This window comes from Pleomorphochaeta naphthae, assembly GCF_055396005.1.
On the sequence record NZ_AP042457.1, the window covers coordinates 393,879 to 408,249 of the forward strand.

The 14,371-nt window shown below is 29.6% G+C and carries 16 protein-coding genes; 8 read left to right on the plus strand and 8 right to left on the minus strand.

Annotated features, from left to right (window positions below; translation table 11 throughout):
* Positions 1 to 11: 11 nt before the first annotated feature.
* Genes ACZ5SO_RS01825 through ACZ5SO_RS01835 form a run of 3 tightly spaced genes read right to left on the minus strand, consistent with a single transcriptional unit; the run spans position 12 to position 1,990 of the window.
* Positions 12 to 719, minus strand: a complete 708-nt coding sequence (locus tag ACZ5SO_RS01825; protein WP_464626381.1) for a PHP domain-containing protein — start codon at positions 717 to 719, stop codon at positions 12 to 14.
* Between the two features lie 4 nt (positions 720 to 723).
* Entirely contained in the window at positions 724 to 1,056 is a 333-nt protein-coding gene (locus tag ACZ5SO_RS01830; RefSeq protein ID WP_464626383.1) for an iron-sulfur binding hydrogenase, read from the minus strand.
* Positions 1,043 to 1,990 carry a CBS domain-containing protein gene (locus ACZ5SO_RS01835; protein ID WP_464626385.1) on the minus strand — a complete coding sequence of 316 codons (948 nt, stop codon included), beginning with the start codon at positions 1,988 to 1,990 and terminating at the stop codon, positions 1,043 to 1,045. The genes ACZ5SO_RS01830 and ACZ5SO_RS01835 overlap by 14 nt, the downstream gene beginning before the upstream one ends.
* A gap of 165 nt (positions 1,991 to 2,155) precedes the next feature.
* Here ACZ5SO_RS01835 and ACZ5SO_RS01840 point away from each other — a divergent pair, with 165 nt between their 5' ends.
* Entirely contained in the window at positions 2,156 to 2,890 is a 735-nt protein-coding gene (locus ACZ5SO_RS01840; protein WP_464626386.1) for a pseudouridine synthase, read from the plus strand.
* Positions 2,887 to 3,354 (plus strand): 2-thiouracil desulfurase family protein, encoded by a 468-nt coding sequence (locus ACZ5SO_RS01845; RefSeq protein ID WP_464626388.1) that lies wholly within the window; start codon positions 2,887 to 2,889, stop codon positions 3,352 to 3,354. Before ACZ5SO_RS01840 ends, ACZ5SO_RS01845 begins: the two co-directional genes overlap by 4 nt.
* A 40-nt stretch (positions 3,355 to 3,394) precedes the next feature.
* Here the strand turns inward: ACZ5SO_RS01845 and purU are convergent, their stop codons facing one another.
* The 4 genes from purU to ACZ5SO_RS01865 form a co-directional block, all read right to left on the minus strand.
* Positions 3,395 to 4,273 (minus strand): formyltetrahydrofolate deformylase, encoded by an 879-nt coding sequence (gene purU / locus ACZ5SO_RS01850; protein WP_464626389.1) that lies wholly within the window; start codon positions 4,271 to 4,273, stop codon positions 3,395 to 3,397.
* Positions 4,273 to 4,488: an exodeoxyribonuclease VII small subunit gene (xseB, locus tag ACZ5SO_RS01855; protein ID WP_464626391.1), complete on the minus strand. Its 216-nt coding sequence runs from the start codon at positions 4,486 to 4,488 to the stop codon at positions 4,273 to 4,275. The genes purU and xseB overlap by 1 nt, the downstream gene beginning before the upstream one ends.
* A complete protein-coding gene (gene xseA / locus ACZ5SO_RS01860) occupies positions 4,488 to 5,684 on the minus strand; it encodes an exodeoxyribonuclease VII large subunit (protein ID WP_464626393.1) in 1,197 nt (398 codons plus the stop codon). Before xseA ends, xseB begins: the two co-directional genes overlap by 1 nt.
* A gap of 325 nt (positions 5,685 to 6,009) precedes the next feature.
* Complete coding sequence (locus tag ACZ5SO_RS01865) at positions 6,010 to 6,177, minus strand: DUF362 domain-containing protein (protein ID WP_464626395.1); 168 nt, start codon at positions 6,175 to 6,177, stop codon at positions 6,010 to 6,012.
* 335 nt (positions 6,178 to 6,512) lie between these two features.
* On the opposite strand from ACZ5SO_RS01865, the gene ACZ5SO_RS01870 reads away from it, so the two are divergent.
* The gene (locus tag ACZ5SO_RS01870) at positions 6,513 to 8,825 is read left to right on the plus strand and encodes a DNA topoisomerase 3 (protein ID WP_464626396.1); all 2,313 of its coding nucleotides are present in this window, start codon (positions 6,513 to 6,515) and stop codon (positions 8,823 to 8,825) included.
* 1 nt (position 8,826) lies between these two features.
* Here the strand turns inward: ACZ5SO_RS01870 and ACZ5SO_RS01875 are convergent, their stop codons facing one another.
* Positions 8,827 to 9,507 carry a hypothetical protein gene (locus tag ACZ5SO_RS01875; RefSeq protein WP_464626397.1) on the minus strand — a complete coding sequence of 227 codons (681 nt, stop codon included), beginning with the start codon at positions 9,505 to 9,507 and terminating at the stop codon, positions 8,827 to 8,829.
* Positions 9,508 to 9,702: 195 nt separating this feature from the next.
* Between ACZ5SO_RS01875 and dapB the strand changes: the two genes are divergently transcribed.
* Genes dapB through ACZ5SO_RS01900 form a run of 5 tightly spaced genes read left to right on the plus strand, consistent with a single transcriptional unit; the run spans position 9,703 to position 14,264 of the window.
* Positions 9,703 to 10,458, plus strand: coding sequence for a 4-hydroxy-tetrahydrodipicolinate reductase (dapB, locus tag ACZ5SO_RS01880; protein WP_464626399.1), 756 nt, complete (start codon positions 9,703 to 9,705; stop codon positions 10,456 to 10,458).
* 9 nt (positions 10,459 to 10,467) lie between these two features.
* Complete coding sequence (gene dapA / locus ACZ5SO_RS01885; RefSeq protein ID WP_464626401.1) at positions 10,468 to 11,391, plus strand: 4-hydroxy-tetrahydrodipicolinate synthase; 924 nt, start codon at positions 10,468 to 10,470, stop codon at positions 11,389 to 11,391.
* Between the two features lie 8 nt (positions 11,392 to 11,399).
* The gene (locus ACZ5SO_RS01890) at positions 11,400 to 12,635 is read left to right on the plus strand and encodes an LL-diaminopimelate aminotransferase (RefSeq protein WP_464626403.1); all 1,236 of its coding nucleotides are present in this window, start codon (positions 11,400 to 11,402) and stop codon (positions 12,633 to 12,635) included.
* Positions 12,625 to 13,884: a diaminopimelate decarboxylase family protein gene (locus ACZ5SO_RS01895; RefSeq protein ID WP_464626404.1), complete on the plus strand. Its 1,260-nt coding sequence runs from the start codon at positions 12,625 to 12,627 to the stop codon at positions 13,882 to 13,884. The genes ACZ5SO_RS01890 and ACZ5SO_RS01895 overlap by 11 nt, the downstream gene beginning before the upstream one ends.
* Positions 13,881 to 14,264, plus strand: coding sequence for a YbgC/FadM family acyl-CoA thioesterase (locus tag ACZ5SO_RS01900; RefSeq protein ID WP_464626406.1), 384 nt, complete (start codon positions 13,881 to 13,883; stop codon positions 14,262 to 14,264). The genes ACZ5SO_RS01895 and ACZ5SO_RS01900 overlap by 4 nt, the downstream gene beginning before the upstream one ends.
* The last annotated feature ends 107 nt before the right edge of the window (positions 14,265 to 14,371 follow it).

The window sequence follows — 14,371 nt, forward strand, 5'->3', positions numbered from 1 at the left end:
GTCTTATATGTTTAGTGTATGTAGGATACTTTTCCATCTATTAAGCCTTGTTTTAATCCTTCATAAGATATTTCTTCAACTTCTAAAAAACAATATCTTCTACCAACATGCTCTAAATAATGAGCATCAGAGCCTTGAATTATTGTTTTATTTAAGGTTTCTTTTATATCTTTTGGGCGTATTGCTTCTAAGGCTGAATAGTTTAAATCAGGCAAAAAGCCTAAGTTTGCTAATATGCTATTAGCTTTTTTATCTATGTGAGCCGGAATTACTAGCCCATCTCTAGATAAACATTCACTAACTACATCATCTAGTGAAATACCACAAGTTGTTAATAAGGATTTTTTAAAGGTTGATATTATATTCCCTTCAATATCTACAATATTTTGATTTCCAAAAAGTTTAGGGTCGTTATCTATATTTGGCAATAAAGTTTCAATGTAATAGCCAAATTCTTGTGCATCTTTTATATCTTTGAACAAAGTCAAAACGTGTACATCTTCTATTGTATTTACTTCCATTCCAAAAATTGGCAAGATGCTACATAGTTGGCAGGCTTGCTCAAAAGGTTCTAGATTACGTGTACAGTTATGGTCTGTTAAAGCTAAAATGTTTATTCCTTTCTCCATAGCTTCAAAAGCTAAAAGAGAAGGTAACATATCATCGCTTCCACAGGGTGATAAACAACTGTGATTGTGTAAATCTAGTTTAATTTTCATAACTTTATAAATTTAAAGCTTTAGCTATCTTAACGCTTGCTGCAAATTGAGTATCATCAGTTTCGAATATAGAAATATCATTGTCTTGAGCTGCTTTTATCATATCGTCTGGGCAACTTCTTCCATTGCAAATTATAATAGCTGGCATAGAAGAGAGAGAACAAACTGCGATTGTATTTTTATGAGCTTGAACTGTAATTAAAACACTATCTTCACCTACATTAGCAATTACATCACTTAATAGATCTCCGGTATATGCATTTTTAACTTCTTGATCTCCCTCATTTAGGGTAATTGTTTTGAATCCTTCAATTTTTGCTATATCATTTACTTTCATCGGTATTTACCTCATCCTTTTTTTGTAAATTTATTGTACAGGTAACTGTTGTACCTTTTGCACTGCTTTCAATGCTAAAATCATCACTAACATTTTTTACATTTGGAAGTCCCATCCCAGCACCAAAGCCTAAGGACCTAATCCAATCGTTAGCTGTTGACCAACCTGGTGTTAATGCTTTTTCTATATCTTTAATCCCTGGCCCTCTATCTTGAGCACAAATTATTACTTTATCTGGGGTATATGTTGCAATAAGTTGACCACCATTAGAGTGAACTACAATATTCATTTCCATCTCATAAGAAGCAATAGCTGCTCTTCTAATAATTGGAGTTGCAACACCACCTTTTTTAAGTTTTTTCTTTATTTGTGTACTAGCATAGCCTGCGTTTTCAAAATCATGTTTTATAATATTATAACTATGGATTTCTCCATTAATATTATCTGGTTGAGTTGGTTGATTTTTTGCTTGAGATTTTTCAAGGAGTTCCATTTCTCTGTTTATTTCAACTAATAGCGTTGCAGTTATATCTCTAGATGTTATCATCCCAACTAATTCTTTTTCTTTATTTAAAACAGGAAATCTATGAAAAGAGAATTTATCAAAATAGTTGATTGCAAATGAAATTGGCATATCATCTTCAAGAACTATAATGTTTCTACTCATATAAGCTTTACAAGGTTTTTCGATATAACCCTTATCAAGGGCTTGGATTATATCATCCATTGAGACTAGACCTATTAATCTTTTGCCTTGGACTATAGGCACTCCAGTAATTTTCTCTTGTTTCATTAAATATTGGATTTCTCTAAGGGTTGAATTCATGCTAGCACAAACTAAGTTTGTATGCATTACATCTTTAACTTTCAACCTATATATCAAATCTAGTATCACAGTTGGAGAAGAATAAGTATTTATTGGTATTTCTTGCATAATTTAATTATACTATAGAAAATATAGTTTGTGGAAAGATTTTTAATTTTAAAATATGTTGGAATATTTTGTGATAGTCTGATATAAATATTCTTTCAAATTGTTCTTGTGGATTAACAAATGTTGTTTTATAATTTGGAAAGTATAATTGTGTAGGTATTTTTTGTGACTTATAATTTAAATGAGAATATAGTATTTGAAGATGACAATGTTTTAGTTGTTAATAAAATATCAAATATGCCAACAGTCCCTTTAAAAAAAGGTTCTGATCAAATCACTTTATTAGATGTTGTTAGTGATTATTGTCCTTTTGTTAAAACCTTTAGTGGATATAATGAACATGAGGGCGGTGTTTTACATAGGTTGGATACACTAACTAGTGGTTTGGTTTTGATAGCTAAGAACAAAGAAGCTTTTGAGTTTTTGAGAAATAAACAAAAAGAAAATTTGTTTGAAAAGAAATATTTAGTTAAAGCCATAAAAAAAGAAGAACTTTTAGAAGGTTTTAGACCTTTCCCATATCAAGATCCTGTTATTGCTAAACATATAAAAATAGAATCTTTATTTAGACATTATGGAAAGGGCAGGAAAAGTGTAAGACCTGTAATGAAGGATTATCCAAAAGCAATTGTTACAAAAGCTAGTAAGACTTTATATTGTACGACAGTTGAATTTATAAAAGTAGAAGATAATATTTATTATTTTCTCTGTTCTTTGACAAATGGATTTAGACACCAAATTCGCTCTCATTTAGCTTGGAGTGGATATCCTTTAGTATCTGATACTTTGTATGGAGCGGATGAAGATAATGAATTTGGTCTAAAGTGTTTTTCTCTCTCTTTTATTAATCCAACTACTATGTTGAAAGAAACAGTAAAGTTAAAGGAAGATGTTATATGAATATTTTAATTTCTCGATGTTTATTAGGATTCCCTTGCAGATATGATGGGAAAGCTTGTATAAAAGAATCTTTATCAGAGTTAATTAATACATATAAAAATGTTCATAATTTCATAGCAGTGTGTCCTGAAGTAGAATCAGGAATGGAAGTGCCTCGCTTACCTTGTGAAATTGTAGGGGATAGGGTTTTAAATTCAAAAGGAGAAGATAAAACTGCTTATTTCCAAAAAGGCGCTAATATTGCTTATGATAAGGCAAAAGAAGCTAATGTAAAATTAGCTATCTTGAAAAGTAATTCACCATCTTGTGGTGTAAATTATATATATGATGGGTCTTTTTCAAATAAAATTGTCCCTGGTAATGGTATTAGTGTCAGGAAGTTAACTGAACTCGGAGTTCTTGTAGTAACTGAAAATGATCTAGACCTTATAAATGAATTTTTAAAAGATAATATTAAAAATTAAAACTCCTACAACATTGTGTTATAGGAGGGATAAGATAATATTAATGTTTAGCATTAAATACTATTGTTCTGTTTTTATAAATTAATATTCTAGACTCTAAGTGGGCTTGTACAGCTTTTGCTAAAGCTCTAGTCTCAGCATCTCTTCCAACTTCTTTAAGTCCTTTTGGAGTCAATTCATGACCTACTCTAACGACTTCTTGTTCAATAATAGGGCCTTGGTCTAAGTCTTTACTTGCGTAGTGAGCAGTAGCTCCAATAATTTTAACACCACGTTCATAAGCTTTTTGATAGGGATTAGCACCTTGGAAGGCAGGAAGGAATGCATGATGAATGTTAATAATTTTACCTTGCCATTCATTGATAAAATCGGTACTTAAAATTTGCATATATCTAGCTAATACTACTAAATCAATATCATATTGTTTTAGTAATTTTCTAATTTCTAATTCTTGTTTAGCTTTAGTTTCTTTTGTTACAGGAAGATAATGGTAGGGTATTCTAAAGCTATTTGCTATTTTTTCTAAATTTGGATGGTTAGAAATAATTAAGGGAATATCGCAGTGAATTTGTCCTTGGTTCTTTCTAGCTATAAGATCGTAGAGGCAATGACTTGTTTTACTAACAAGGATTGCAACTCTTGGAGTATAATCACTGTAATGGCAAGACCATTTCAAATTATTAGCTTTTGCAAAAGCATCTACTTCAGACTCTAATTCTTTTCTTGATGTTTTTAAATCTGCTAAATCAAGTTCCATTCTCATAAAGTACATATTTTCATAACTATCTGTGTGTTGTTGACAGTGGAGAATATTAAAATCTTTATTGGTAAAGAAATTTACACATTTTTGTAAAATTCCTTTTTTATCTTCACACTGTATTAAAAAACTAATAGTTTTAGTTTCGTCTTTTTTTAACATTAAAAATCTCCAAATTCCTCAGTTTCAATTTCACTTTCATCTTTAATTTTTACAATTTCAATTCGTCTTTTAGCTTTTTCAAGACTTTTTTCTAATTCTTTAGAAAGTATCATACCTTCTTCATATAATTCAATACTCTTTTCTAAAGGTGTTTCATTATTTCTAAGTAGTTTAGCTATTTCTTCCATTCTATTTAGTTTTTTTTCAAAATCCATTACTTACCTACCTTTGCTTTAATTTTTCCATCTATAAATGTAATAGTGATGTTATCATCGACCTTTACAGTATTTTTTGAGCTTATTATCTTGTTATTTTCATCTCTTACTATAGAATATCCTTTCTTTAAAATAGATTTTGGATTTAAAGAGTCAATTTCTAATTTTGCAAGATTAAATCTATTTTCAAATGCACTAAATTTATTATTTAGAGCAACTTCAATATCGCTAGATGCATTAACACTTCTATAATACATACTATCGATTTTGCTCATTATAAGAGAATTAAGATTTTTTATATCATATCTTAATACTTTTTCCTGTAAGTAGTTTACCTTATTAGAAAGATAAGTATTTAAGCTTAATACTAATTCATTTTTCCTTAGCATTAAATCATAATACCCACTACTTGCAAGTTCTGCAGCAGCAGAGGGAGTTGGGGCTCTCAAATCAGAAACAAAGTCACAAAGTGCAAAATCAATTTCATGACCAACTCCACTAATAATTGGAATTTGGCTTTCTAAAACAGCTTTTAGAACAATTTCTTCGCTAAATGGAAGTAAGTCTTCAATAGAGCCACCACCTCTAGTTATGATGAGTTGATCACAAAGATCAAAAGTGTTTGCAACTTCAATGGCTTTAGTAATTGATAAAGCTGCAGCTTCTCCTTGAACAACACATGGAATAATTAATACATCTAAACTTGGAGCTCTCCTGTTTAAAACCTGTAAAACATCTTGAAGGGCTGCTGTTGTTGGGCTTGTAATTACACCAAGTCTTTTTGGATATTTTTTAATTGGTTGTTTTAATTTTTCATCAAACCATCCAGCTTCTTTGTATGCTCTTTTTCTTCTTTCAAGATCAGCTAAGATATCTCCAGTTCCAACAAATCTAATGCTCTCACATTTAATAGAATAAGTACCTCTTGGAGCATAAACATCTAAAGCTCCTGAAACTTGGATTTTATCTCCTTCTTTTAGAAGCCTTTCAACTTTCCAAGTATTATTTTTAAACATTACAGCTGAAATTGAAGCATTTTGATCTTTTAGAGAAAAATACCAATGGCCTGTTGAAGAAGGTCTAAAATTAGAAACCTCTCCAATAATGTTCAAGGAGGGAAAATTCTCAATAAAGGTTTGTTTAATTAAAGATGTTAAATCACTTACACTTAAAATTGGTACATTATTTGAATTCACAAAATACTCCTAAATTAAGTCTTATAATATATTTCATTTACTATTTTGTCATTAGGGGGCATATTATATAATTTTAATTAGTTGAATAAAATATAAGTAAACATAAGCTAACAAACTTGTTAAAAATTAATAAATTTCTTTAAAAGAGTTTCATTGATAAAAAAAAATTTAACGATATAAGAAAAATTAAAATTTTTATGATTTTTTTTAAAATTTTAATAAAATTTTAAAAATCTAAGAAATAAATCGAGTAAAATAAGAATAAAAAAGAGCTGTTAAAGAAAAACAGCCCTATTAAGTTAAATATAAACTAGATAATTGTAAACTAGTCAGCTAAGATTGCACCTGTAGGACAAGCTTCAGCACAAGCGCCACAACTAATACATGTATCAGCATCAATTACATAGATATCGCCTTCTGAAATAGCTTCTACTGGGCATTCTCCAATACAACTTCCGCATGCAACACAGTCTTCAGTAATTTTATAAGCCATGATGTCACTCCTTACTTATTTGTAATTTATACACTATTTTTAACATCAACTTGGGCCCTAGTCAAGTCATATAAAAACCATAATTGCGTTATTTTTATGGATTTAATAGCGTAAAATCAAGGATTTAAATAATTAATTGTTTTGATATGATAACAAAAATAAATATAATGTTAGAGCTTAAGAACAAAATATAAGAGTTAAAACATAATTAAGTTTTTAGATAGTTAATAAAAATGTATAAAAAAGCAAAATTTACTTGTAAAATCTAAGAATATATTTTATCGTTTTTTTAAATTAAATGAATGAGGAAAGGGCTCAATCTCCCGAAAATAAGTATGAAATTAGTTTTAGCAGAAAAACCGAGTGTTGCCAGATCTTTAGCCAAAGTATTAGGCTGTTATAATAAAGCAGATGGTTATTTAATGGGTAGTGAATATATAGTAACTTGGGCTTTAGGGCATTTAGTTGAATTAGCACAACCTGCTTTTTATTCTCCCTCATATAAGAGATGGTCATATGCGTCTTTACCAATTTTACCTAATGAATTAAAACAAGCTCCGATAGAGAGAACTATTGAACAATTTAATGTTGTTAAACAATTATTAGAAAGAGAAGATGTAACTACTTTTATAATCGCAACAGATGCAGGTAGAGAGGGTGAATTAGTAGCTAGATGGATATTAAAATTAACAAATTTTGATAAAGAAGTTAAACGTCTTTGGATAAGTAGCCAAACTGATCAAGCAATTAAAGAAGGTTTTCAAAATTTAAAGAATGGTGATGATTATTTAAATTTGTATGAAGCTGCTGCTTCAAGAGCTGCTGCAGACTGGTATGTTGGAATGAATGTTACAAGAGCCTTAACAACTCACTATGATGCAAAGATGTCTGCAGGAAGGGTACAAACACCAACTCTTTATTTAATTTGTGAAAGAGAAGAAGAAATCGAAAAATTCAGTGGAAAATTTTATTGGACAATAAAGGGAGATTTTGAATCTTTTAATGCTTCATATTATCCAAGTAGCGATACTATTAGAATTGAAAGCGAAGAAGAAGTTGAAAAAGTAAAATCTATCTTAGATCAGAACAAATTAGCTAAAATTGTAAATATTGAAACTGTAGAAAAAGTTGAGATGCCACCACTTCTTTATGATTTAACAGAATTGCAAAGAGATGCAAATTTACAATTATCTTTTAGTGCTAAAAAGACCCTTGATGTTCTTCAAAGATTATACGAGTATCATAAAATAGTAACTTATCCAAGAACAGATAGTAGATATTTAACAGATGATATAGTATCAACACTTACGCAAAGATTAACTGCTTTATTTGATAGTGAATTTGGTATTTTTTCAAGACAAATATTAAAAAAGGAATTAAGAATCTCTCCTAGGTTAGTCCAAAATGAGTTGGTAAGTGATCACCATGCTATAATTCCAACAGAGCAAAAAGTAGTATTAAGCAGATTAAGTGAAGATGAAAAATCTCTTTGGTCTTTAATTGTAAAGCGATTTATTGAAGCTTTAGAAATGGATTATATCTATGAAACAACAACTGTTGATTTAAAAATTGATTCTCTAATGTTTAAGACTAGAGTGACTAAAAGAGTTCAAGAAGGTTGGAAAAAAATTTCTAGAACCTCTTCAATAAATGAAGATAATACCTCATCTCTTGAATTAAAAGAAAATCAAACAATTTTATTAAAGAATTATTCTATAAAGAAATTAGCTACAGAAGCTCCTAGTAGATTTAATGATGCAACATTGCTTTCTGCAATGGAACATGCTGGAAGATATGTTGAAGATGTAAAGTTAAAAAAGAATCTCACAGCGGGGTTAGGAACTCCTGCAACAAGAGCTGATATTATTGAGAAGCTTATTCATAATAATTACATAATTAGGAATGAAAATAATGAACTTGTTCCAACTGCAATTGGAAGAGAGATAATTCGATTAGCCCCACCTCTATTAAAAAGCCCAGCTTTAACAGGTAAATGGGAAGATAGGTTAAATAAAATTTCAAAGGGGAAAGAAGATTCTAAAGTATTTATAGAAGATATAAAACAACTTACAAAAGAATTAGTGAAAGATATTGGCTCTTCATTTGAAACTTTCTCTCCAAATTATAAAGAAAGTAAAAAATGCCCATATTGTGACAGTCTCATGTTAAAAGTTGTTGATAATTTAGATAGGACTCATTATATTTGCCAAAAATTATCATGCTCTTATGAAGAGATGGAAGTTATAAAGAGGATTCCATTAACCAAAGATGAAATAGCTAAAAGACCTAAAGTTGTAGTAAAAAAAGTTAAAAAGGTAAAAGCTGTAGTTGTAAAACCTAAAGTAGAGGTTAAAAAAGCTACTCAAGTTTCTTCTTCAGCAGCTTATTTTCAAAATATAAAGAAAACACAAAACATAAAACCTATAGCAAGTAAAGCTACAATAAAAAAGGAAAATATTAATTATAAAACTGAAAAAGTAATTGAAGTTGTTAGAGAGAGTAAGTTAAGAAGAACTTCTTATAAAACCTCACAAAATAATAACTGGAAAAATACTAAATATAATAATGAAAATAAAGAGAGTGGAGGAACCTTTGCTGACTTTATAAAAGCAAGTGAAAATAGATATAAGAAAAAAAACAGAAAATAAGCTATTTTTTAATTAAATTATTTTCTAAATAAGAATATATTTCATAAATAATTTGCTTATTAGTATCTAAATTGTTTAGATATTGATAAGATATTTCAATAGCCTTATCTTTAAGAGAGGCTATTTTTTTTAGTCTGAAGTAATAAGCTAATATTTTATAATAAAGAAAAAACTGCTCTTTCTCTTTCATTATTTTAAAAACTTCAATTGCAATCTGACAAAAAGAGTCTTCTTCAAAAGCTAGGCACATTTTAGTAATTTGTGGGAAGAAAGATAGGTTAAAGGCTTTTTTATTAAATGTTTCAATCAACTTTAATTTGTCATTTTTACTTCCATTTATCCTAATTAAATTCCAAGCCTTTAATACATACCTAGCTTGAATTGGAAGCGGGGTAGCTTTTATCCCCTTATTATCTTTATATGTATTCTCATCGATTTGAGCTGAATCGAATTCATCTATAAGTATATCTTCACATTTTAAAATATTAGAAATCTCACTCTCGTCTCTATTATATAAAGCTTGTATTAAAGTGGAGTTTTCACTCAATATAGAATTAATTTCTTGATATGATAGATAATAATTTAAAGGTATTCTAAATTTTGGAGTATAGTCAAAGGCGATATATTTTTTTGAATAATCTTCTAAAATTTTATAAATGTGAAAAGCTTCGCGTATATTCATGTATTCTCTCTGTTTTTTTCTATATAATTGTTAATTATAGAAATTAATTCAATAATATATGTAAAAATAAAGTTAAACACTTTTAATTTTAATTAAAATATGTTATAGAATTTTAAGAAATGTTAAAATAAAAACAATATGTTATTATATAGACAAAGAATAATAGTTTTGCTATATTACAGATAGAGGTAAAAAATGAATATTGCATTAGTAGGATTTGGCAAGATGGGGAATATGATTTATTCTCTTGTTCAAGAGACAGACAATGTTGTTGCTATAATAGATCCATACAGTAAAAGTGATAAAATCAGTGCAAAAGAACTAACAATTCAGTCTTTAAATCAGGCTGATGTTGTAATTGATTTTTCACATCCATCATCAATTGAAACAAACATCGAGTTTTATATTGAAAACAGTATTCCTTGTGTTATTGGAACAACTGGTTGGTATGACAATCTTGATAAATATAAAGAACTTTCGAAGAAGTATAAAAACAGTTCTTTGATATACAGTGGAAATTTTTCATTAGGTGTTGCTTTATTTAGAGAAATTATAAAATTTGCTTCATCTCTTCTATCTAAAACTTCCATTTATGATGTATTTTTAAATGAAATTCACCACAAAGATAAAGCTGATTCTCCTTCAGGAACTAGTTTATTACTTGCAGAAGCTGTTAGAGATAATTTTGAAGGTAAAGATACGATAGTAAGTGAAGAATTAAAGAGAAAAATAAAACCAAATGAAATACATTGTTCATCAACTAGAGGAGGATATATAACAGGAACTCACTCTGTAGTATTTGACTCTCAAGTTGATAGTATTGAATTGGTGCATAGGGCAAAAAATAGAGAAGGTTTTGCTAAAGGGGCTTTAATAGCAGCTTCTTGGATAAAAGACAAAACTGGTTTTTACAATTTAGATGATTTGGTTAATACCTTATTAAACAACTAGGAGAAAAAAATGGATTTAAGTAGATTTTATGGAGTTCACACAGCTTTAATTACACCTTTTACAGAAAAGGATAATGTAGATACAGATGCTTTAAAAGCTTTGATAGATTATCAAATCGAGAATGGAGTTAGTGGCCTAGTTCCTTGTGGAACTACAGGTGAAAGCCCAACTTTATCTCATGACGAGCATGATAGAGTTATTCAATTAACTGTTGAATATACAAATAAAAGAGTACCTGTAATAGCTGGAACAGGTAGTAATGCAACCTCTGAAGCAATTAGACTTTCAAAGCACGCACAATGTGTTGGAGCCGATGCAGTATTATTAGTAAACCCTTATTATAATAAGCCCACACAAAAAGGTTTGTATCTTCACTTTAAAGCTATTGCTGATAGTGTAGACATTCCTTGTATTGTATATAATATTAAAGGTAGAACTGGTGTTAATGTTGAAACAGATACTTTAGTTGCCTTAGCTAATGACTGTGCAAATATAGTAGCAGTAAAAGAAGCTAGTGGTAATATTGTACAGATGGAAGAAGCTGTAAATAAAACACCAGATGATTTTGTAGTATTAAGTGGTGATGATAATATGTCTTTAGACTTAATTGAAAGAGGTGGAAAAGGTGTTGTTTCGGTTGCTTCAAATTTATTCCCAAGACAAATGAGCCAAATGGTTGATTTAGCTTTGAATAATAAGATGGATGAAGCTAGAGAAATAGAAAAGACTTTATCAAATTTTTTCCAAGCATGTTTCTCTGAAACTAATCCAATACCAATTAAAACTGCTTTAGCTCGCTATGGTTATTGTAGAGAGAGTTTTAGACTACCTTTATGCAGTTTTGCAAGTGAAGATAATAGATCACAGCTATATAGTGTACTAGATGAATTAAAAAATAATCCCAGTTTTGATTACTGTTGGGTAAGGAGATAAAAAATAAAATGGCGAAGATAAATAATAGCTTTAGTAAGTTATCAGCAGGGTATTTATTCCCAGAAATAGCAAGAAGAACAAATGCATTTTTAGAAGAAAATCCTAATGTTGAATTAATGAAATTAGGAATTGGAAATACTACCGAAGCATTACCTAAGACCCTTGTTAAAGCTATGAAAGATAAATTAGATTTATTATCAGATAGAAAAACATATTCTGGTTATGGAGACGAGCAAGGAGATACTGCTTTAAGAGTTGCATTGACTAAATATTATAATAGATATGGTGTTGATTTGGATCCTACTGAATTTTTTATAAGCGATGGAGCAAAAGCAGATGCAGCAAATATCCAACAACTTTTTAGTGTTGATAGTGTTGTAGCCTTCCAAGATCCAGCTTATCCTGTTTATGTTGATTCAAATGTTGTTGGTGGAAGAACTTCTGGTTATGATGAGACTATACAAGGATATAAAAACTTTGTTTATTTACCTTGTACTAGTGAAAATAATTTTATTCCAGAAGTTCCAAAAACAAAGGTTGATTTAATTTATCTTTGTTCACCTAATAATCCAACAGGTGCTGTAATGACTCATGAAGATCTTAAAGCTTTTGTAGATTACGCAAATGAGAATAAGGCAGTTATAATTTTTGATAGTGCATATAGTGAATATATTAAAGATGAAAGTCTACCTAGAAGTATTTATGAAGTAGAGGGCGCAAAAAAATGTGCAATCGAAATTAATAGTTTTAGTAAAAATGCTGGCTTCACTGGGGTTAGATTAGGCTGGACAATCGTTCCAAAACAATTAGTTTGTCAAGATAGTGAAGAAGGAACATTAAATTCTATGTGGAATAGAAGACAGTGTACATTCTTTAATGGAGCTTCAAATATTGCCCAAGCCGGTGGATTGAGTGCTTTAAGTGGAGAAGGACTTAAAGAATGTAGAGCTTTAGTTGATTATTATATGGGAAATGCCAAAGTAATAAAGGAAGGCTTAGAAAGCGTTAATATAACCTGTTATGGTGGGGAAAATTCTCCTTATATATGGGCAAAAACACCTAGTAATATGAGCAGTTGGGAATTCTTTGATTATTTATTGAAACAATGTCATGTTGTAATTACTCCAGGTAGTGGATTTGGACCAGCTGGTGAAAATTATATTAGAGTTTCTTCCTATGGCCATAGAGAAAATGTTGTAAAAGCTATAGAATCAATTAAGGAGAATTTCAAAGATGTCAACTAAAAAAATTCCTTTAGGAGAAGAAAAATTTGCTTCCCTAATTAAAGATATTCCAACCCCATTTTATATTTATGATGAAAAAGCAATTATCGAAAATGCTAAGAAATTCTATGATTTATTTTCTTGGGCTCCAAATTTTATAAACTATTTTGCAGTTAAAGCCTGTCCAAATCCAAGTATAATGACTCGTCTTTTTGAGATTGGTTATGGAGCTGATTGTTCATCATTGCCAGAACTTGTTTTATCAAAAGCTTGTGGCTTAGATGGAAGTAAGATAATGATGACAAGTAATGATACTCCACCTGAAGAATTTAAATATGCCCACGATATTAATGCAATAATAAATCTTGATGATATAACACATATTGAAGCTTTAGAGGCTGCTATCGGGGGTGTTCCTGAAACAATTTGTTTTAGATATAACCCAGGTAAAGAGAGAACAGGAAATGCTATAATAGGGAATCCCGTAGAGGCAAAATATGGTGTTACTAGTGATCAAATAATCGATTGTTATAAAATTATGAAGAAAAAAGGCGTTAAACGTTTTGGACTTCATACTATGGTAGCTTCTAATGAATTAGAAGGTGATTATATTGTAGAAACAGCTAGAATGATCTTTGCTCTTTGTAAAAGAATTTATGATGAAGCTGGTGTAAAAATTGATTTTGTTGATTTAGGTGGTGGAGTTGGTATTCCTTATAAAGAAGAAGATGAAGCTATGGATTTGAAAGATGTAAGTGAGCAAATTAAAAACTTATATAATTCAATGATAGTTAAAAATAATCTAGATCCACTTGAAATATCATTTGAACTTGGTAGATACATTTTAGGACCATATGGATATTTAGTAAGTAAAGTACGTCATGTTACTAAAAAATATAAAGAATATGTAGGCCTTGATGCATCGATGGCAGATTTAATGAGACCAGCTCTCTATGGTGCTTATCATCACATAACTGTATTAAACAAGAAAGGACCTAAACACGTTTATGATGTTACAGGTAGTTTATGTGAAAATAATGATAAATTTGCAATAGATAGGGAATTAGTAGAGGTTGAAAAAGGTGATATTTTAGTACTTCATGATGCTGGTGCTCATGGACATGCTATGGGATTTAATTATAATGCAAAATTAAGACCTGCTGAATATTTACTAACTAGTGATGGTTCCATTAAGATGATAAGAAGAAGACAAACAATGGAAGACTACTTTGAAACATTACGTTTTGAAGGGGCGGAGGTAAATATTTGATAAAACATCAATTTTCACAACGAGTTTATTTTTCTGATACTGATTGTCAAGGTATAGTTTATCATGCAAAATATTTAGATTTTGCTGAACATGCTAGAACTGAAATGATTAGAGAAACAGTCGATCAATCAAAAATGCTAAGTGACCATGTAGGTTTTGTTTTAAAAGAAGCTAACATTGTCTATCACACACCAGCTAAACTAGATGATATTCTTTTTGTTCATACAACTATAGAAAGTTTAAAAACCTTTAGTGTTGTTTTGAGACAAGAAATAAAAAGAAACAATGAATTAGTTTGTGTTGTTACTGTAAAAGTTGCTTGTATTGATTTGAGAAATAATAAAGTTTTGAAAATTAGTGATTATTTAGAGCAAGAATAAAAAAACAAGACCGTTATAAAATTATAGCGGTCTTTAATTAAAAAAAAAGAGGTTCATGGGATTTATTTGTGGGAAAATTATGAACCTATCTAAATTAAAAAAATAAA